This is a genomic window from Paraburkholderia tagetis (assembly GCF_022213065.1).
In the GTDB taxonomy this organism is placed as follows: domain Bacteria; phylum Pseudomonadota; class Gammaproteobacteria; order Burkholderiales; family Burkholderiaceae; genus Paraburkholderia; species Paraburkholderia tagetis.
This window is the reverse complement of sequence record NZ_JAKLJA010000013.1, coordinates 71,468-89,775: the sequence shown is the minus strand read 5'-3', so window position 1 is coordinate 89,775 and position 18,308 is coordinate 71,468. Positions and strand designations below refer to the sequence as shown.

14 protein-coding genes and 1 pseudogene are annotated in these 18,308 nt (G+C 67.3%); 2 read left to right on the top strand and 13 right to left on the bottom strand.

Annotated features, from left to right (window positions below; all coding sequences use genetic code 11):
* The first annotated feature begins 142 nt into the window (after positions 1-142).
* Positions 143-889, top strand: a complete 747-nt coding sequence (locus L5014_RS17415; protein ID WP_238464977.1) for a PIG-L deacetylase family protein — start codon at positions 143-145, stop codon at positions 887-889.
* On the opposite strand, the gene L5014_RS17410 is transcribed toward L5014_RS17415, so the two are convergent.
* The 10 genes and pseudogenes from L5014_RS17410 to L5014_RS17365 form a co-directional block, all read right to left on the bottom strand.
* A complete protein-coding gene (locus L5014_RS17410) occupies positions 886-1,806 on the bottom strand; it encodes a glycosyltransferase family 2 protein (RefSeq protein WP_338019298.1) in 921 nt (306 codons plus the stop codon). The genes L5014_RS17415 and L5014_RS17410 overlap by 4 nt on opposite strands.
* A 731-nt stretch (positions 1,807-2,537) precedes the next feature.
* On the bottom strand, positions 2,538-3,530 hold the full coding sequence (locus L5014_RS17405; RefSeq protein ID WP_238464975.1) for a UDP-glucuronic acid decarboxylase family protein: 993 nt from the start codon (positions 3,528-3,530) through the stop codon (positions 2,538-2,540).
* A gap of 86 nt (positions 3,531-3,616) precedes the next feature.
* Positions 3,617-4,570: a glycosyltransferase family 4 protein gene (locus tag L5014_RS17400; RefSeq protein ID WP_420800088.1), complete on the bottom strand. Its 954-nt coding sequence runs from the start codon at positions 4,568-4,570 to the stop codon at positions 3,617-3,619.
* A complete protein-coding gene (locus L5014_RS17395) occupies positions 4,570-5,805 on the bottom strand; it encodes a glycosyltransferase family 9 protein (RefSeq protein ID WP_238464974.1) in 1,236 nt (411 codons plus the stop codon). Before L5014_RS17395 ends, L5014_RS17400 begins: the two co-directional genes overlap by 1 nt.
* Positions 5,805-6,872, bottom strand: a complete 1,068-nt coding sequence (locus tag L5014_RS17390; RefSeq protein ID WP_238464973.1) for a glycosyltransferase family 2 protein — start codon at positions 6,870-6,872, stop codon at positions 5,805-5,807. The genes L5014_RS17395 and L5014_RS17390 overlap by 1 nt, the downstream gene beginning before the upstream one ends.
* Positions 6,869-8,674: a carbamoyltransferase family protein gene (locus L5014_RS17385; RefSeq protein ID WP_238464972.1), complete on the bottom strand. Its 1,806-nt coding sequence runs from the start codon at positions 8,672-8,674 to the stop codon at positions 6,869-6,871. Before L5014_RS17385 ends, L5014_RS17390 begins: the two co-directional genes overlap by 4 nt.
* Positions 8,675-8,874: 200 nt before the next feature.
* A pseudogene (locus L5014_RS38805) lies at positions 8,875-9,844 on the bottom strand (glycosyltransferase family 9 protein); the annotation flags it as partial.
* 86 nt (positions 9,845-9,930) lie between these two features.
* The gene (locus L5014_RS17375) at positions 9,931-10,566 is read right to left on the bottom strand and encodes a D-glycero-alpha-D-manno-heptose-1,7-bisphosphate 7-phosphatase (protein ID WP_238464971.1); all 636 of its coding nucleotides are present in this window, start codon (positions 10,564-10,566) and stop codon (positions 9,931-9,933) included.
* Between the two features lie 41 nt (positions 10,567-10,607).
* Positions 10,608-11,939 (bottom strand): glycosyltransferase, encoded by a 1,332-nt coding sequence (locus tag L5014_RS17370; RefSeq protein ID WP_238464970.1) that lies wholly within the window; start codon positions 11,937-11,939, stop codon positions 10,608-10,610.
* A gap of 360 nt (positions 11,940-12,299) precedes the next feature.
* On the bottom strand, positions 12,300-13,574 hold the full coding sequence (locus tag L5014_RS17365; protein WP_238464969.1) for a phosphatidylserine decarboxylase family protein: 1,275 nt from the start codon (positions 13,572-13,574) through the stop codon (positions 12,300-12,302).
* Between the two features lie 318 nt (positions 13,575-13,892).
* Here L5014_RS17365 and L5014_RS17360 point away from each other — a divergent pair, with 318 nt between their 5' ends.
* Entirely contained in the window at positions 13,893-14,054 is a 162-nt protein-coding gene (locus L5014_RS17360) for a DUF1328 family protein (RefSeq protein ID WP_238464968.1), read from the top strand.
* 35 nt (positions 14,055-14,089) lie between these two features.
* On the opposite strand, the gene L5014_RS17355 is transcribed toward L5014_RS17360, so the two are convergent.
* The 3 genes from L5014_RS17355 to L5014_RS17345 all read right to left on the bottom strand — a co-directional run bounded on the left by L5014_RS17355 (position 14,090) and on the right by L5014_RS17345 (position 18,259).
* Entirely contained in the window at positions 14,090-14,476 is a 387-nt protein-coding gene (locus L5014_RS17355; protein WP_238464967.1) for a hypothetical protein, read from the bottom strand.
* A 291-nt stretch (positions 14,477-14,767) separates the two neighbouring features.
* On the bottom strand, positions 14,768-15,862 hold the full coding sequence (locus tag L5014_RS17350) for an enolase C-terminal domain-like protein (RefSeq protein WP_238464966.1): 1,095 nt from the start codon (positions 15,860-15,862) through the stop codon (positions 14,768-14,770).
* A 12-nt stretch (positions 15,863-15,874) separates the two neighbouring features.
* The gene (locus tag L5014_RS17345) at positions 15,875-18,259 is read right to left on the bottom strand and encodes a xanthine dehydrogenase family protein molybdopterin-binding subunit (protein WP_238464965.1); all 2,385 of its coding nucleotides are present in this window, start codon (positions 18,257-18,259) and stop codon (positions 15,875-15,877) included.
* Positions 18,260-18,308: the final 49 nt, after the last annotated feature.

The window sequence follows — 18,308 nt, the reverse complement described above, 5'->3', positions numbered from 1 at the left end:
GCCGTGAAGCGGCGTGCGGCGGAATGGGGGCGTGCGGCGCTTGCCATGCATGGGTTGAACAAGGGTTGCCGCATCGGTGCCTGACGCTCGTGGGCCTGGCGCTTGCAATAAGCGGGCGTGTCGCTTGCTTGCGGAGGATCGCATGCCGTACCCGCTGTCGCCATGGGTTCACGCGGCCCGCGATGGAGCATTGCCCGCGCCGCGCCACCTGCCGCGTCTCTTCGTGGTCTCGCCGCATCTCGACGATGCCGTGCTCGGCTGCGGCAGCCTGCTCGCGACGTTCGGCGGCTCGGTGGTCTGCACGGTATTCGCGGGCGAGCCAGCCATCGCGAGGCGAACGCCATGGGACGAAGCGAGCGGCTTTCGCGATTCGCACCAGGCCATGCGCGCGCGCTACCGCGAGGACGAATGCGCGCTGGCGTGTTGCGGCGCGCGGCCCATCCGGCTCGCATTTCTGGACGCGCAGTACGGCGCGATGGAGGAGCCGGAAGCCATCGCCGAAGTGCTGGCCGATGCACTCGAACGCATCGGCCGCCAGGGGCATTATCTGCCCGTGTTCCCGCTCGGGCTCTGGCATCACGATCACGAACGCGTGGGCGCGGCTTGCAGGCTGCTGCTGCGCACGCGGTGCATCGCCGAATGCATTGCTTACGAAGATGCCATCTATCGCGCCATGCCGGGCGTGCTCGACGAAGGGCTGGCGCGCATCGAATCGGCGCGACTGCGCGCGAGCCCGTGGCTGCCACGCACGCTTGGCGCGTGGCCTGGGCGGCAGGCTGCGGCGATCAAGCGGCGCGCCATTCGCGCGTACCCGAGCCAGTTGCGCGCGCTCGGACCGTTCCCGGCCGATGTGGCGCGTGCGGAGCGCTACTGGCGCATCGAGATCTAGTTTTGCTCCAGGTCGCAAGACGGCGGGAAAGCATGCATGCGCTCGGCTTCGCCCACGGCCCTGCGCATTCGGAGCACCCGCGCGGCGACCGGGCGGCGCTGGTGCGCGGCCCAGCCGATGCCGAGCAGGAGCGCGCGCAGATCCTCGCTGGGGCGCGCGCCCCGGCATGCGCTCTGCAAAGCGCGCCATGTGGCGGAAATGGCTTCGCCGCGCGGCAGCCGCAGCCAGGCGACGAGCGCGGCGTTACGCGCCAGCAAGCGCCTGCGCAGAGCGCTGTCGCGCGAGAGCGAAGGACGGTGATGGACCTCGAGCGAGGGCGCATAGGCGATGTCGTAGCCGGCCTGGAGCACATCGAGCGCGAGCAGCGCCTCCTCTCCGCCGATAAAAAGCCGCGGCTCATACCCGCCCAGTTCGCGAAAGAGCGCGGTACGAAATACCGCCGCGCCTGCCATGAATCCGGTCAGCCGGCGCAGCGGATGATCGGTGGACCCAAGCGGGCTCGCGGCCATGCGCTCGCAGGTGGGGTCGAGCGTGCGTCCGTCGCCCACCACTACACGCGCCGATAGCACGCCGATGCGCGGATACCGTTCGAGCAGTTCGACCGCTTGCGCGAGGGAGCCGGGCTGCCAGTCGGTGTCGTCGTCGCTGAAGGCTACATAGTTTGTGGCGACGCGCGACACGCCCACATTGCGCCCGGCAGCGCCTAGATTGGCTGCGCTGCGCAGCACGCGCAGTCCGGGGTAGGCATGGGAGAGCAGTTGCGGCGTGCCGTCGGTCGAGCCGTTGTCGATCACAATGATCTGCGGGCGCTCCGGTAGATGCAGCAGCGAGCCCACCGTGCGCATCGCCTCCGTGCGTCGGTTGCGGGTGAGCATTACTATGCTGATGTCGGGGTTCAAGAAGCCGGGCTGCTGCACTCGCGCCTCCGCCGGAATTGCTGGATGTAGGTGGTGAGCAACTGGTATGCCTGGGGCCGCTTTCGCGGTTCCTTGTTTGTCGCGTTTCCTTGTTTTCGTGTCGGTCTGCTAGCGTTGCCCCTGTGCGGGGCGGCACCTACTTTTCTTTGCAGCGGCAAAGAAAAGTAGGCAAAAGAAAGCCGCTCAAACCGCCAGTGTTACGCAGTACACCACTTGCCCATTATCGGAGCGGTTCCGGAGCGTCTGTCACCACGCGCCGTTTTTCGGAGTGACAAAGGGCTCATTCCTCCGGCAGCGCTGCGCGCGCCGTGGGGCATAATCCAAAACAGTCAGGATGCCTGTGGATCGGTGCTGTGCTTGCGCCTTCGAGTGCCCAAGCAGAACCCTTGGTTTCCCCTGCAGACCCGACCGCTGCGCGCGTAGCGAGCAGCGGGATGTGCGGGGCCTTTGTCACTACGTTTAAAGGTGCGAGGTGACGGATGCTCCGGAACCACTTCGATTAAAGGCGAGTGGTGTACTGCGTCACACTAGCGGTGTGAGCCGCTTTCTTTTGCCTACTTTTCTTTGCGGTTGCAAAGAAAAGTAGGTGCCGCCCCGCACAGGGGCAACGCTAATAGACCACCGCGAATACAAGGAAACGCGACAATAGCCACCGCGAATACAAGGAAACGCGACAACAGCCACCACGAACACAAGGAAACGCGAAAAACATCCGCACAACCAAAAATAAATCACAAAGCAACCCCCACCCGCAAACAATCCCCATCAAAACGTTCCCCTAGCCGCCGAAAATAACCGATCGTAGCGCTGAGCCCATCATCGAGCCCGGTACACGGCACCCACCCCAACAGCGCGCGCGCTCTATCTATCGACGGACACCGTCGACACGGATCATCAACAGGCAACGGCATGAACACAACACCCGAGTCCGATTGCGCGAGCGCGATCACGCGCCGGGCGGCATCGAGCATCGATATTTCCTCAGGATTACCAAGGTTCACCGGCCCGTCCGGCACCACATCCAGCGCCATCAACCGCACAAGCCCCTCAACGAGATCATCCACAAAGCAAAAGCAGCGCGTATGCGATCCATCGCCGTAAACACTGAGCGCATCGCCCGCGAGCGCCTGCGTCACGAAGTTCGAGATCACGCGGCCATCGTGCGGACGCATTCGCGGCCCATACGTGTTGAAGATTCTCGCGATGCGCACATTGAGCCCATGCTGGCGGCGGTAATCCATGCACAGCGTCTCGGCGCAACGCTTGCCCTCGTCGTAGCATGCGCGCAATCCCACGGGATTCACGTGCCCCCAATAGTCCTCCGTCTGCGGATGCCGGCGCGCATCGCCATAGACTTCGCTCGTCGAGGCCTGCAGGAGTTTCGCATGCAGGCGCTTGGCGAGTCCCAGCATGTTGATCGCGCCGTGCACGCTGGTCTTGGTGGTCTGCACCGGATCGCGCTGGTAATGAATCGGCGAGGCCGGGCAAGCGAGGTTGTAGATTTCGTCCACTTCGACGTAGAGCGGGAAGGTGATGTCGTGCCGCATGATCTCGAAGTTGGCGTTGTCGAGCAGATGCGCCACGTTGCGCTTCGAGCCCGTGTAGAAGTTATCGACGCACAATACGTCGTGCCCCTGCGCGACGAGGCGCTCGCACAGATGCGAGCCCAGAAAGCCCGCACCTCCGGTCACGAGGATGCGTTTGCTGTTCGATTCCTTCTCCATGTCGGCTCCTTTGCGTGTAGGCCGGACGCGCTCGCGCTTCAAGCACCGGATCACGTCCGGATTCACGCCCCGAATCACGTCCGGATTCACGCCGCGACCTCGCGCAGCGCAAGATCCCAGTCGCGGCTGAAGCGCGCGATGCCAAAGCGCTCGCGCGCGGTGCGGCGCGCGGCGTCGCCAAGCTGGCGCGCCAGCCCGGGTTCGTCGATGAGTGTGCGCATGCACTGAACGAGGCGTTCGACGCGCGTGTCGGCAAAGCCGTTCTCGCCGTCGCGGATCACGCTCGCCAGCTCCGTCGTCGCGAGTCCGACGATGGGCAGTCCCACGGTCATGGCCTCCACGATCGCGAGGCCGAGGCTCGTCCAGCGGATAGGGTTGAAAAAGAAGCGGTAGCGCGCCATGAACGCGGGCAGTTCGGGATTGGCGATTTCGCCCATCCCGCCGAGGCTCTGCGCATCCATGCCCGCCAGATCGAGCGGGACTTCGCGGCGCACGGTGTCGAAGATGTCCGCGCCGAGGCGTCGTCCGCGCTCGCGCAGATGATTGACGACGACAATGCCGCGCGGCGTTCCACCCGTATAGCGCGCCTGCTCCGGCACCAGCACGCCGTGCTCGATCACGCGTGTGGGCGTGGTGCCGCTATCCCACATCAGCTGGTTGAACGAGGTCACGTGCACGAGCAGTGCGTTGGGATCGTCCACCCAGTGGCGCTGCGCAAAGGGCGCTTCCTGCGGCGGGTCGTGCTCGATATAGATCTGCGGCAGACGCCGCTGCGCTTCGCTCAGCAGTTGCAGGCGATCCGCTTCCCAATGGCTGCGCTGCTGGTAGACGATCACGTCGAATTCGCGCGAGGCGACTGCTTCTGCGCTCACCTCGTGAACGTTGTCGCCCCACGGCAGCACGCCCGCGCGCCCCGCATAGCCGGGCGGCCGCCCGGGCCGGGTCACGACGTGGAATTCGTGAGGCGCCTGCGTGAGGTAGTAGAGGTAATTGCCGTGGACGTGCCATGTGAGCACGCGTAGCGGCCTCGCGTGACGCATCAGCATGGCGGGATTCTCCTCTCGGGGCGCGGGCTCGTGGCGTGGCGCTGTGGCGCGTTCGCGCGGCTCCCAGTGCTCCCAGTGCTCTCAGTGCTCTCAGTGCGCTCGCTGCTCTCAGCGCGCTGGCCGTTGCGCTCGCTCATGGGCTCCGCAAAGGCGTCCACCGGATCGCGCGCCGGCCGCTCCAGTTGCGCGAGCGCGATGGCCGCAACGTCGCTGCTCGCGATATTGAGCGCGCAAGAATGGTCATAAGGGCAGCGATGGAACATGCAGGGCCGGCAGGCGGGCCAGTCGGCGATCACGCGGTGAAGTTCGTGGTCGAGCGGCGCCCAGCGCCGCGTGTCGCTGCCCGACGCGATCACCACGCTGGGCGTGTGCAGCGCCGCTGCCACGTGCGAGATGCCCGTGTCGTTGCACACCACGAGCCGCGCGATGCTCACCAGCGCCGCCAGCGCGCCGAGCGAGGTGTTGCCGGCGAGATGCTGCGCCGTCTGCGTCATCGCGCCCAGTACGCTCGCGGTGAGCGTGCGCTCGCGTGAGGTGCCGGTCACGGCGATCTGCCAGCCTTCGAGTGCGAGCGCATCGGCCACGTCGGCGAAGCGATCGGCGGGCCAGCGTCGCGAAGGCATCCGCGCGCCGGGATGGACGAGCACGAGGCGCGCAGGATCGAGCCTGTAGCGGCTCACGATGGCCGCGCACGCGTCGTGGTCTTCGTCGGCGAGCGGAAACCAGAGCGCGTCGTCGCGCAATGTCCGGCCCCTGACGCCTGCCGCGTGCAGCAGCGCGAGATAGCGCTGCGGCTCGGGCAACACGTCTGGCCATGGCAGAAAGCAGCCCGGCGGCGGCGTTTCGCCGGGCTGACTGAAGCCGGCTATCGCGCGGGCGCCGAATGCGTGCACGAGCGCGTTCGCCACGCCGCCGCTGCCATGAAGCTGGATCGCGAGATCGAAATGATGCGCGCGCATCGCATGGACGAACGCGGGCAAGTTGCGCTCGTCCTCGGACTGCTCGGGAAAGCCGCGCGCGCCCGGGAAGACGATGAACTCGTCGAGCAGCGTCGGATAGCGGGCGGCGAACGCACGCGCCCACGGCAGCCCGACGAGCGCGATATGCGCGTGCGGGCAGGCCGCGCGCAAGGCGCGCAGCGCGGGTACGCAGCAGAGCATGTCGCCGAGCTGCAAGGCGCGAAAAACGACGATGCGGCGCGGGCAGAGCGTTTCGATGAAGGTCGTCATTAGAGGAACCACGCACGGTAGCGGACGGCCCCGTGAAGCCGCCAGTAGATGGAAAAGAAAGGAATCCAGAACGATGTCCAGATCATTTCCAGTACGTGTTTCGGATCGCGGCGCGTCGTGCGCAGCCGGCGCGCGCAGAAGACGCCAGTGAGCGCGAGCCACGCGGCGAGGCTGGCGAGCGCGGCGCTGCGCGCGCCCGTTGCGAGCGAGACCAGCAGCGCGAGCACGCAGGCCAGCACGGCGTAGTAGAGCAATGGAGGCCGTGCGCCGATCCGTTCGCGATAGAGCGCGGGATGCTTGCGAAACAGCAGTGCCTCGAAGCGGCTCTTGCGCTGTTGCACGAGACTCACGCCCCAGCGCGCGGGACGCACGGGATGCACGACCACGGCGTCGTCGGCGCGGGCGATCTGTGCGCCGGCACGGATCAGCGCGAAATGCAGATCCGAATCTTCGCGCCAGGCGCTCGTGAAGCGTTCGTCGAAGCCGCCGACCGCAGCCAGCGCATCGCGCCGCACGAAGGCGTTGGCGGTCGCGAACTCGGCGTGCGCGAGGCCGCTCGCATCGCGCTCATAGTCGCTGGGCGACGCGTCGAGCGGCACGACGATGCGGCCCGCAACGGCCTGCGCGTGCGTGCGCGAGAGCGCGGCAAGACCCGCGCGCAGCCAACCGGGCTGGGGCACGGTGTCGTCGTCGGTGAAGGCGAGGCAGGGCGCGCGCGCCACGCGCCATCCCGCGTTACGCGCGGCGGCCGGCCCCTGGGTTTCGCGTACCGCCGCGTAGCGGATCGCAAGGCCGCGCCGCGCGTGCAGTGCGGCCGTGCGCTCGACCGATGCGCGCGTTGCGTCGTCGGGGCCATCGTCGCAAACCACGATCTCATAGTCGGTGGGCTCGAGGTCCTGCGCGCACAGCGCGCCCAAGCACCGTTCGAGCAGCTTCGGGCGCTGGCGGGTCGGCACGACCACTGTGATCTGCACATGCGCGAGCAGCGCGCCGGGATAGCCGTCGAACGCAGGCTCGCCCGCGCCGATGGGCCGCGATTCGCGCAGTTCGACGTCGGCGGGCTTCATGGCCTGGCTCCGGTTTGCGTGGCGGCGCTACCGCCATCCTTGAGCACGAGAAACGGTCCGATCACGAGCGCATCGAGCGGCGAGGTCCAGAACGATTCGAGCGCGTCGCGCGGGGAATTCACCATGGGCTCGCCGCGTGTGTTGAACGAGGTGTTCACGAGCACCGGTACGCCGGTGCGTTTGCCGAATGCCGCGATCAGGTCGTAGTAGAGCGCGTGTTGATCGCGATTCACGGTCTGCACGCGCGCGGTGCCGTCCACGTGGCGCACGGCGGGAATGCGCTCCGCCTTGTCGGGCTGCACGTCGAACACGAACAGCATGAACGGCGCGCGCCGTGCGTTCACGAACCACTGGTCGGCGCACTCTTCGAGCACCACGGGCGCAACCGGGCGGAAGTCCTCGCGGTCCTTGATCTCGTTGAGCTTCGCTTGCATGCCGGCGTCCACGGGCGAGGCGAGAATCGAGCGTGCGCCCAGCGCACGCGGGCCGAATTCCGAGCGGCCCTGATACCAGCCGATCACCTTGCCATCGGCGAGCAGTTGCGCGGCTTGTTCGGCCACGTTGTCGAGGCGCCGGTAGGGCGTTCTCGACCAGCGCAGGAAGTCTTCGATAGTCTGGTCGTCGAAGGCGGGGCCCAGAAACGCATGCTCCATTCGCCAGCGCCGTTCGGCGGGCCCCGTGGTGCGCTCCGTGGTGCGCTCCGTGGTGCGCTGCAAGTCAGCGCTGCGCAGCCGGTAGTCGGTCCACAGCGCGGCGCCGAGCGCGGTGCCCGCGTCGCCGGCGGCGGGCTGCACCCAGACCTCGTCGAACGGGCCATGGTCGCGCAACACCGAATTCATCACGCAGTTGAGCGCCACGCCGCCGGCCATGGAAAGCGCCCGGAGATCCGTCGCGTCGCGCAGCCATTGCGCCATCTTCAGCACGGTCTCTTCGAGTGCGCGCTGTAGCGACGCCGCAATGTCGAAGTGACGCTGTTCCAGCGGACCGCCGCGCTCGCGCGGCGCGCCGAAGCGCTCGACGAGACGCGGGTCGGCCACCGTGTAGTGGCCGTCGCCACGGTACTGGAGGATTTCGCGGAAGTCGTCGAGATAACGTGGCTCGCCGAACGAGGCGAGCGCCATGACCTTGTACTCGTCGGATGAGTGCAGAAAGCCCAGCCAGCCCGTGACCGCCTCGTAGAGCAAGCCGAGCGAATGCGGCAGCTCGACTTGCGTGAGGCGCTTGTAGATGCCGTTGCGAAATTCGCCGAGGCTCGTGGTGACGTTTTCGCCGCGTCCGTCCATGGTGAGCACGGCGGTGTCGTCGAAGGGACACGCGAGAAAGGCGCTCGCTTCGTGCGCGAGATGGTGTTCGACGTAGTGCCAGGCGAAGCCATGTTCCCGGTCCACGCCTGCAAAGCGCTTGCGCAGATGGTGGGGCGCGCCATCGAGCAATTGCGCCTTCGCGTTCGTCACGTAGGCGAGGAACAGCGGGTCCCAGGGCGATGCGTTCGACTCGATCTGCGCGCGCGTGGGGTCGAGCGGCAGCGCGATGGTTTCGGGCGTTCGCGCGGGCATGTCCGGAAAGCACGCGGGGTCATACGAGTAGGCGACGTGATCGACCTGCGCGAGCGTGATGCCGGCTTCTTTCAGGCACGCGTCGATGGCGTCGAAGGGCAGTTGCCATGTCGAGAACGGCACGGGCCGCTTCGCATGCTTGACGTGCGTGAAGCGCTCGTCCTCGGCGGCGGCGATCACGACCCCATCGCGCACCAGCGCGGCGGCACTGTCGTGATAGACGGCGTTGATTCCCAGTGTGTACATGAGGGCTCCCCTGGCGGAATGCGGCGGGTTGGCTAGCGCGGTGCGGGTGGTGAAGACGATGGGGGCGGCGCGGCGCCCGCTGGCCCGAGCAGCTCGCGCGCGGCCTGCGCGACATCGCCGGGCGGCACGCCGCGCAGGCACGCGTGATGGCCTTCGGGGCAGTCGGCGCGATAGCACCAGCGGCATGGCACGTCGCGATAGAGCACGCGGTGCGGCGTCATCCACGGCGTGTGCTGCGGGTTCGTGAGTGCATAGAGATCGACCACCGGCGTGCCCAGCGCGGCGGCCAGATGCACGGGACCGCTGTTATTGGCGATCAAAAGCGATGCCGAATCGAGCAGCGCGATGAATTCGCCCAGCGTGAGCGTGCCCGCGAGATCGACGAGCCGTGTATCCGCAGGCGCGCGCACGAAGCTCGCCACGCTGCGTGTGAGCGCGCATTCGCGCGCGCTGCCACTCAGAAGAACAGGATCGCTAACGAATGGCGCGAGCAATTCGAGCGCTTCGGCATAGAGCGCGGCAGGATAGCGGCGCAGGATAGCGGCGCGACGCGGCGCTCGCGCCCGGATGCACGACCACCGGGTGGCAGGCCGGGTCCACGCCGCGTTGGCGCAGCTTCTCGGCGAGCGTGGCGCGTGCCGAGGGATCCACGCGCACGCGCATACGTGCGTCGTCGTCGTCGATTTCGGCGCCCACGCTGCGCACCAGGGCAAGCTGGCGCTCGACTTCGTGGCGCACGTCGGCAAGCGGCTCGCGCTCGGGCAGCCAGTGCGTGAGGAGCGCGTAGGGATTCTCGCGGCAGTGTGCGAGGCGGCGCTCGATGCCGGCGAGAAAGCACAGCGTCGCGGCGGGCAGCGGATTCTGGCTGTAGACCGTGAAGATGGCCGCCGCGTCGAAGCGGCCGGCGCGCAGTCGCGCGAGCAGCGCGGCGTCGGCGGGCTCGGCCCCGGCCGTGCTGCGCGCGTCGCTCGTCCACGGGGCGTCGTATTCGATCACGTCGTCCACGTCGGGCAGATGGCGCGCGATGGCCGCACCGGTTGGCGACGCGAGCAGCGTGATGTGCCGCGTCATGTGCCGCGCGCCGGTGCCGGAGCGCAGCGCGTGCAACGCCGGCGTGGTCATGAGCACGTCGCCGAGATGGTCCAGACGCACGGCGAGGATGCGCTTCACCTCGCCGTTCCACGGCTCGGATGCGCGGTGTGCGCGAGGGCCGCGGGCGTGCGCGTCGCGCGGCGCAATGGCGAAGGCGGTCCCGTTCATGGTCGCACCGCTTGTGCGTAGCACGCGTGGCGCGCGTGGCGGGTTTCGACTGCGTGACGCTCGACGATGATCTGCGCGGCCTGGTGCAGGTTCGCGACGATCGCGTAGGGCTGTCGCTCGGGCGCGCTGTGCCATTGGTTCTCGTTGCCGCAATCGGCGAGGATCGCGCGGCAGCCGGCGCGGTTGCCGGCCTCCACGTCATCGAGGATGTCGCCGACCATCCAGCTATGTTCGAGATCGATGCGGTACTCGCTGCTCGCGCGCAGCAGCAGACCGGGCTCGGGCTTGTGGCAATCGCACCGGCACGCGTAGGGCGCGACGCTGCCCTCGGGATCGTGCGGGCACCAGTAGGCGGCATCCAGCGTGGCCCCGCACTCGGCGAACATGCGGCGCAGATGCGTTTCCACGCGCAAGAGCGCCGCGCGCGGGAAATGCCCGAGCGCGACACCGCGCTGGTTGCTCACGACGATCAGACGCAAGCGCGTGCGCCCAAGGAGCGCGAGCGCCTCGGCCGCGCCGGGGGCGAAGCGCATGTCTTTCGGATCGACGTTGTAGGGCACGTTTTCGAGCAGCGGGCCGTCCTTGTCGAGAAAGACAGCGGGCCGCAGCGGATGTCGTGAGCGGGCTTGCATGGGCGTCTCCCTTGCCGTTCAGGCCGACGTTGAGCCGATGTTCAGCCGACCGCGCGAAGCGCCACGGCGCGCGCATTCGACTCGGCCTGTTGGTGTTCGCGTTGCTCGCGCTGCTGGTGCTCGTGCTGGTGCTCGTGCTCCCCGGCGGGCACGGCGGCCAACTGCGCGTAAAGCGCTTCGAGTTGCAGGCCGATCTGCCGCCACGTGAAGTGCGCCTGAGCGCGTGCGCGGCCTGCTTCGCCCATCGCGCGCGCTCGCGCGGGATCGGCATGAATGTCGCGCAGACGGTCGGCGAGCGCGGCGGGGTCGCGCGGCGGCACGAGCCAGCCGGTCTCGCCGTGGCGCACCGAGTGGCGGATGCCGCCCACGTCCGCGCCGACCACGGGCCGCGCGCACGCCATCGCTTCCACGGGCGTGATGCCGAACGGCTCATACCACGGTGTGGTGACGAACACGTCGGCGGCGCAATAGAAGTCGCGCAGTTGCGCCCGCTCGCGCCGGCCGACGAAGCTCACGCGCTCCTCGATGCCGCAGCGGTGCGCCACGCCGCGCAGCCGCGCGATCTCGGGCGTGGCGATTTCGTTGGGCGTTTGCGCATCGCCGCCCACCACGTAGAGATGCGCGCGCACGCCGTGACGCGATTCGAGCGCGGCCACGCCCCGCACGACGTTGTCGATGCCCTTGCGCTCGACGAGGCGGCCGAGTTGCAGCACCGCGAATGCATCGTGCGCCCAGCCGAGGTGGCGCCGCGCCTGTGCCTGGTCGAGCGGCGAGAATTCGCCGGGATCGAACCCACAGGCGATGGTGGCGATGCGAGCGGGATCGGCGCGGTAGTGCTCGATGAGATCGTCGTGGTCCGCCGGGCATTCGGCCACGATGCAGTCGGCGCGCCGCACGAGTTCATCCTCGATGGCGAAGCGCTCGGTGGGGAAGCCGTCGCTCGCGCCCTGATGCAGACGGCGCACGCGTCCGAGCGCATGGAACGTCATCACGAGCGGCACTTGTAGCGCGTCCTTGACGGCAAGCGCGGCGAGCCCCGACATGAAAAAGTTCGCATGTATGACGTCATAGGGTTGCAGCTCGTTGCGGCAGAACGCCACGAGAAATTGCGCGAACGCGGGCATGTGAGGCAGCAGCAGCTCCTTGGGCAACTGCATGGGCGGGCCGGCCGGAACATGAATGACGCGCACGCCGTCCATGTGCGAGATGGGCGGCAGGAGCGCACGGTCGCGCCGCGTGAACACGTCGACCTGGTGACCGGCGCGTTGCAACTGGCGCGCGACATGTGCCACGTAGATGTTCTGTCCGCCGGTATCCACGCCGCCTGCCGGCGCGAGCGGCGATGCATGTTCACTGACGAGTGCGATCTTCATGAGGTGTCCTCGCGAGGAGTAGGCAGCCGACGCTTCGCCGACCTGCGCTGCAAATGTTGCAGCGGGTGCAACATGCCATGCATGTGCCGTGCCACTGGTTTCGACTGCGAAGCATCTGGTGCGGTGGTCAGACGTTGATCTGGCGTGCAGGGCTTCGGGGCATGGTCGGGGTCGTGCGAGGCACTACCCGTTGTTGCGAGGCATTGCTACTTTTACAAGCGCATGTAAGGGCGTCTCATCCGATGGCGCGTATTTCATGGGTCCGGCGCTTGTTCAGACGCTTGTCCAGACACGCGTCAGCGCGGCGGGTGAGACGCGAAGTGCCGCAGTTCCGCCGCAGTTTCGCCGCAGTTTCGCGGCTCAAATCGCAGCGAGCGCGAGCCGCGCGTTGATCTTGAGCGGCGCGACGTCGTCGCGCCAGGGCGGCTTGGGCACAAACTCGCGAATCACATCCGGCTGAAAAATCAGACAGTACGTGCTGCCGCCATACTGGAAGAAGCCAAGCTCGTCGCCCTTGGCGACGTGCTGCCCCGTCAACGCGACGATGCGGCACGAGGACACCTCGGCCATGCCCACGAACACGCAGGCGACCATGCCGATGGCGGGCGCGTCCGCCTCGATCACGATCACGGCGCGCGCCGCGACGGCGGTCGTATAGCCCTGCGAATCGTTGAGGCCGCGCGCATCGGTGCCTTCGGCTTCGAGCCCGGAGTAGTAGGTGCCGTCCACGTTGTAGGCCTGCACGATCGTGCCCGCGACCGGCGCGTGCCAGCGGTGATAGTTGAATGCGCTCAAATATCCCTGATAGACGGAGCCGCCGGCGAAGCGCTTGACGCACTCCAGTTCGCTGCCGGCGAGGATTTCGCGCAGCGAATAGGGCTGCGCTTTGACCCAGAAGCGATCATGGAGCTGGCAGTCATCGCGGATGTCGTAGGGCGCCGCTTCGCACGCGTTGACGATTCCCGCAGGATTCCCAGGCTCGTCGACGGGCCGCGCGCCCGCGCGCAGCCGGCGCGTGAAGAAGTCGTTCCATGAGGCGAATCCCCAATGAGGCTGCGAGCGGTCGCAGTAGTAATCGTCGAGGGACATCCTGCGCTGCGCGGCATCGCAGAACCAGCCATGCGGCGCGTCGGTGGTGAGGTGCACGCGCGAATGCGGTCCGCAGAGAAAGCCGCACCAGTACTCGAGCACGCGCCGCAATTGCGCATTGAATGCGGGGTCGCGAAACACGGCATAACCGGACGGCATGCACATCGGCCAGTCGAGCACGAGGTTGAGCGGCGTTGCCACCGGCACCTCCAGATCGAAAGGCGGCGCATAGCTCGCAAGGTAATCGACGACGATCATCAGCTCGTCGATATTGGTGTAGCCGAGCTCGAACCCCGCGCCCAGCGCTTCGTCGATCGCGCGCGAGAGATTCATTCGCAGCACCGTATCGCTCTGGACAAGCTCCGCAAGCTCCCGCACGACCTTGGCTGTGGGTGTGCTGCGCGCGCGTTCGTATGCGGCGGAGGCGATCTGCAGGCGTGCTTGCGCAGCGGCTTCCTCCTTTTGCGGCATCCAGTTGCCCAGACGGCGCTTCGTGGGCGGCCGCGTGGCCGGACTCGTTGGACGGGTCGTGCTCCTTGTGCTCATGGCGGATTCCTCCTGGTGCCTCCTGTTGGACGGGTGGCGGATGGCGGATGGCGGTGGCGCGGGTCACGAACGCGCCCCGTCTCATGCAGCAATGGCGATGCCACGGCATGTCCGCAAGCGAATCCAGGCGGACAGGCCTGAAACAGCACGATTTGCGCGCCGTGGCGAAGATCTGGCACGACTCCCGGCGGGGCGGTCACTGCACGAGGCACGAGCATTGCGGAACAGTGGGCGTGACCATGCAGAGCATGGGTCCGTGCGCAATGGCGGCAGACTTTACCGACCCGTTGCGGCGGCCGTGCCATTCAGGAGCCGACAATGCTTTATTACGCCGTCGTGTTTTTCATCATCGCCGTGATCGCGGCTATCTTCGGGTTTGGTGGCATCGCTGCCGGAGCGGCGAGCATCGCGCAGATCCTGTTCATTATTTTCGTCATCCTCTTCATTGCCAGTCTGCTGTTTGGCGCTCTGCGTCGTTAGCGGCGTTTCTGTCTCGATCAACGATCAACGAACGATCAACGGCGTCGCTGGCGCAGCGCGAGCGCGCCCAGCGCACCAATGGCGGCCACAGCAGCCACGCCCGCAGCGACCTGAGCAACCTGAGCGACCTGAGCGGGCGTCACCTGCGCAGCGGGATCGAGATAGCGCCGCTCGGTTAGGCCGATGGAGGCGTCGGCGCGTCGCTCCAGTGCGAGCGCAACGACCTCGGCGGGATGCATGGCCCGGCGGCCCGTGCCATCGCGAATCTGGTGCCGGCAGCTAAAGCCATCGCTGATCACGAGCGTCTCGGGCGGCGCCTTTCGCACGGCCGGCAGCAGCACCTGTTCGGCGATGGTCTGCGAGACGTCGTAGTGCTCGCGTTCGTAGCCGAACGACCCTGCATGTCCGCGATTAGTATGCATTCCTCTGGTTTTGGATTATGCCCCACGGCGCGCGAAGCGCCGCCGGAGGAATGAGCCCTTAGTCACTCCGTTGTACGGCGCGTGGTGACAGACGCTCCGGAACCGCTCCGATCACGGGCAAGAGGTGTACTGCGTCACACTAGCGGTGTGAGCGGCTTTCTTTTGCCTACTTTTCTTTGCCGCTGCAAAGAAAAGTAGGTGCCGCCCCGCACAGGGGCAACACTAATAGACCGACACGAACACAAGGAAACGCGCCAAACATCAGCAGCGCACCAGCACCAGCACCAGCAATCACATCACAGCATATCGCTGAGCATCAGCGCGACGCAGCACGAGCCCACAACCAGGTCGCGTAAGATCGGGCGCAATCCTGCCGCGCTTCAAGCGCGGCGCCCCATCAAACAGCATCGCCTCGATACGCGCATGATCATGAAACCACTCGATATGCTGCACGCGCCTGGCCGCGCAAGCCGGATGCAGATGCAGCGCGGGAGCGCAGTGCGCCGAGAGCGGCCGATGCCACGCATCGCAGAGCGCATCGGCCTGGAGAAAACCGGAAATACCGCAACAGCGCGACGCATCGGCCTGCAGCACGTCCACCGCATGCGTTTCGAGCAGCGCGCGAAAGTCGTCGGCGGTATAAGCGTATTCGCCCGCAGCCAGCGACATCGCAGGCGGCAGCACCGCACGCAGCGCCGCAAGACCGCGCCGGTCGTCCGATGAAACGGGCTCTTCGAACCATTGCACGCCCTGGGCATCGAACAAGGCCGCAAGCCGCTGCGCTTCCTTGAGTGCATACGCACCGTTGGCGTCGACGAACAGGCCCGCGTCGCCTATCGCGCGCCGCGCCGCCTCCACGCGCCCGGGATCGTCGGCGGGCTGCGAGCCGACTTTCATCTTCACCCACTGGCAACCGTCCTGCTCGATCCAGCCGCGCAACTGGCACGCAAGCGTGTCGAGATCGTAGCTCGTGAAGCCGCCGCTGCCGTATACCGGCACGCTCTCGCGCTGGGCGCCCAGCAGCGCGACCAGCGGTACGTCGAATACCTTGGCCTTGAGGTCCCAGAGCGCTGCATCGACGGCGGAGATCGCACAGGCCGCGCTGCCAGGTCGTCCGATATTGCGCACGGCGCGCTGCATCGCGAGATTGATGCGGCCGATGTCGTGGAGATCGTGCTGGCGGACTTCGTCGGCGAGCACGCCGGCAATGAGCGCGGCTGCGTTCGCATGCGCATAGGTGTAGCCGATGCCGGTTTTACCGAGCGCGTCGATTTCCACGACCACGAGCGTCGTGGCGCGCCATGCGATCGTGCCGTCCGCCTCGGGGCGATCGGTGGGAATGGTGTAGGCCTGCGCGGTGAGACGCGTGACGGGCGAGGGTGTCATGGCGCGCTGCCTTCAGAGCAGTTTGTCCAGCGTGATCGGCAATGCGCGCACGCGTTTGCCCGTGGCGTGCCAGATTGCGTTCGCCACCGCCGCGGCCACGCCCACCACGCCAATCTCGCCCACGCCCTTGGCACCGAGCGGATTCACGAACTCGTCGTGCTCGTCGACAAACAATACGTCGATGTCGCCGATGTCGGCATTCGTGGGCACGAGGTAGTCGGCCAGGTTGTGATTCATGATGCGGCCCAGCGTGTGATCGAACTGCGCGCGCTCGTGCAGCGCCATGCCGATGCCCCAGACCACGCCACCCGCGATCTGGTTTGCCGCCGTCGCGGGGTTGATGATGCGCCCGGCGGCCACGGCGCTCACTACGCGCGCGACGCGCACCTGGCCGAGCGATTCGTCCACGCGGACCTCGGCGAACACGGCGGAATGCGTCGCCATCGAGTAGCGCTCGCGCACGGCGTCGGGCTTGAGCGTGACCTGCTCCTCCAGTGTTTTCATGCCCGCCCGGGCCAGCAGGTCGGCGATGGCGATGCGCGTTGCCGCTCCTGTATCGCGCGCGCCTTGCGTGTTGCCGCTGCGCAGGCATACCTCGCCGTGCTCGATCACGAATGCTTCGCTCAGCGTATCGGCGTCGAGGTTCGCGAAGCCCACGCCGCCATGCTCGACCAGCAACTGGGCGAGCCGCGCGCGCAACTGCTTGCAGGCGACCGATGCCGCGCTGCCCACCGACGCCACCGTCCACGACCCGCCTTCGATCGGCGCGTCCGGCAGCGATGTGTCGCCGAGCGTGAAGCGCACGTCCTCGATTGGCATGTGCAGGATGTCCGCGCCGATCTGCGAGATCGCGGTATAGGTGCCGGTGCCGATATCGGCGGTGGCGCTCGCGAGCGCGAGCACGCCGTCGGCGTCCAGCGTGGCGCGCACGCTGGCGCCGGTTTGCAGGGCCTCCCAGATGCCGGTGGCCATGCCGTAGCCCACCAGTTCGTGGCCCTCGCGCATCGAGCGCGGCGCGGCAACGCGTGCGCCCCAGCCGAAGCGCTCCGCGCCCTGCGCGTAGCAGTCGAGCAGCGCCTTGCTCGAAAACGGCCGCTTTTTCTCGGGGTCTTCGGTCGAGTAATTGCGGATGCGCAGTTCGAGCGGGTCCATGTTCAGCGCGACGGCCAGTTCGTCCATCGCGCATTCGAGTGCGAAAAGCCCTTGCGCTGCGCCGGGCGCGCGCATGTCGATGGGCGTGTAGACGTCGAGGCGCGCGAGCTTGTAGCCGAGTTGCACATGGTCGGCACGATAGAGCTGGCCGGCCCAGTTCACGACCACGTCCGTAAAATCTTCGAACTGCGAAGTTTCGCCTACGGCTTCGTGGATGATCGCTTCGAGTCGTCCGTCACGACGCGCTCCGAGCGCGACATGCTGGATCGAAGCTGGCCGGTGGCCGAAGGTGAACATCTGCGCGCGCGTGAGCGACACGCGCACCGGACGGCGCAAGCTGCGCGCGGCCATCATGGCGAGCGGCAAGTGATACTGGGGCCGCAGGCCCGAGCCGAACGCGCCGCCCACGAAGGGCGAGACCACGCGCACGCGGTCTTGCGGCAGCGCGAACACCTTCATCAGGTATTGCTGCGTGTTGCGCACGCCCTGGGTTTTTTCGTAGACGGTGAAGCGGCCGTCCGCCGAGGGCACGACCGTACAGCCATGCGGCTCCATCGGCTGGTGGAACTCTACGGGCGTGGAGTAGAACGCGTCGGTGCGCGCATCGGCGCGTTCGAGCGCCTGCCAGGCGTCGCCGCGCGGTGCGGGCGGCGGCTCGAAGCCGCCTTTTTCGAGCGAGGGCATGACCGCGTCTTGCAGCACGGGGCCGAGGTCGGTCTGATGCGGCTCGCTGTGATAACGCACGCGCACGAGCGATGCCGCGTGTGCGGCAAGCTCGGGCGTTTCGGCCACCACGAGCGCGACGGGCTGGCCCGCGTAGCGGATGCGCGCATCGCCGAGCGGCCGGAACGGCTGGCCGCCCGGCGCGATCTGGTCTTTCCAGGCGGCGTCGTCTTCGGCCAGCGCCGGGCGGTTTTCGTGCGTCAGCACCAGCAGCACGCCAGGCAGCGCCTGCGCGGCGGAGGCGTCGATGGCGATGATTTTGCCGCGCGCGATTGGCGCGTTCACGACCGCGCCATGCACGAGTCCGGCGGCCGGAAATTCAGCGGCGTAGCGCGCGGAGCCCGTGACCTTGGCGCGGCCATCCACGCGCGGCAGCGGTGCGCCGATGCGTGCCTGGGTGCGTGCCTGCGTAGGTGCGTGGGTAGGTGCCTGGCTTGATGCCTGGCTTGATGCCTGGGTAGGCGGCGCGGAAGTCTTCGCGGCTTGTGCGCCACCGCGGCGGGATTCGAAAGCGGTGCTCATGCTTCGTCCTCCTCGGCGTCTTGCGCCGATTGCGCCGATTGCGCCGCGA

Excerpts from the sequence above, each read along its gene's own strand:
- L5014_RS17385 (WP_238464972.1), bottom strand. The coding sequence starts at position 8,674 with ATGTACACACTGGGAATCAACGCCGTCTATCACGACAGTGCCGCCGCG.
- L5014_RS17415 (WP_238464977.1), top strand. The coding sequence starts at position 143 with ATGCCGTACCCGCTGTCGCCATGGGTTCACGCGGCCCGCGATGGAGCA.
- L5014_RS17395 (WP_238464974.1), bottom strand. The coding sequence starts at position 5,805 with ATGACGACCTTCATCGAAACGCTCTGCCCGCGCCGCATCGTCGTTTTT.
- L5014_RS17350 (WP_238464966.1), bottom strand. The coding sequence starts at position 15,862 with ATGACACCCTCGCCCGTCACGCGTCTCACCGCGCAGGCCTACACCATT.
- L5014_RS17405 (WP_238464975.1), bottom strand. The coding sequence starts at position 3,530 with ATGGAGAAGGAATCGAACAGCAAACGCATCCTCGTGACCGGAGGTGCG.
- L5014_RS17360 (WP_238464968.1), top strand. The coding sequence starts at position 13,893 with ATGCTTTATTACGCCGTCGTGTTTTTCATCATCGCCGTGATCGCGGCT.
- L5014_RS17390 (WP_238464973.1), bottom strand. The coding sequence starts at position 6,872 with ATGAAGCCCGCCGACGTCGAACTGCGCGAATCGCGGCCCATCGGCGCG.
- L5014_RS17345 (WP_238464965.1), bottom strand. The coding sequence starts at position 18,259 with ATGAGCACCGCTTTCGAATCCCGCCGCGGTGGCGCACAAGCCGCGAAG.
- L5014_RS17400 (WP_420800088.1), bottom strand. The coding sequence starts at position 4,570 with ATGCGTCACGCGAGGCCGCTACGCGTGCTCACATGGCACGTCCACGGC.
- L5014_RS17370 (WP_238464970.1), bottom strand. The coding sequence starts at position 11,939 with ATGAAGATCGCACTCGTCAGTGAACATGCATCGCCGCTCGCGCCGGCA.
- L5014_RS17375 (WP_238464971.1), bottom strand. The coding sequence starts at position 10,566 with ATGCAAGCCCGCTCACGACATCCGCTGCGGCCCGCTGTCTTTCTCGAC.
- L5014_RS17365 (WP_238464969.1), bottom strand. The coding sequence starts at position 13,574 with ATGAGCACAAGGAGCACGACCCGTCCAACGAGTCCGGCCACGCGGCCG.
- L5014_RS17355 (WP_238464967.1), bottom strand. The coding sequence starts at position 14,476 with ATGCATACTAATCGCGGACATGCAGGGTCGTTCGGCTACGAACGCGAG.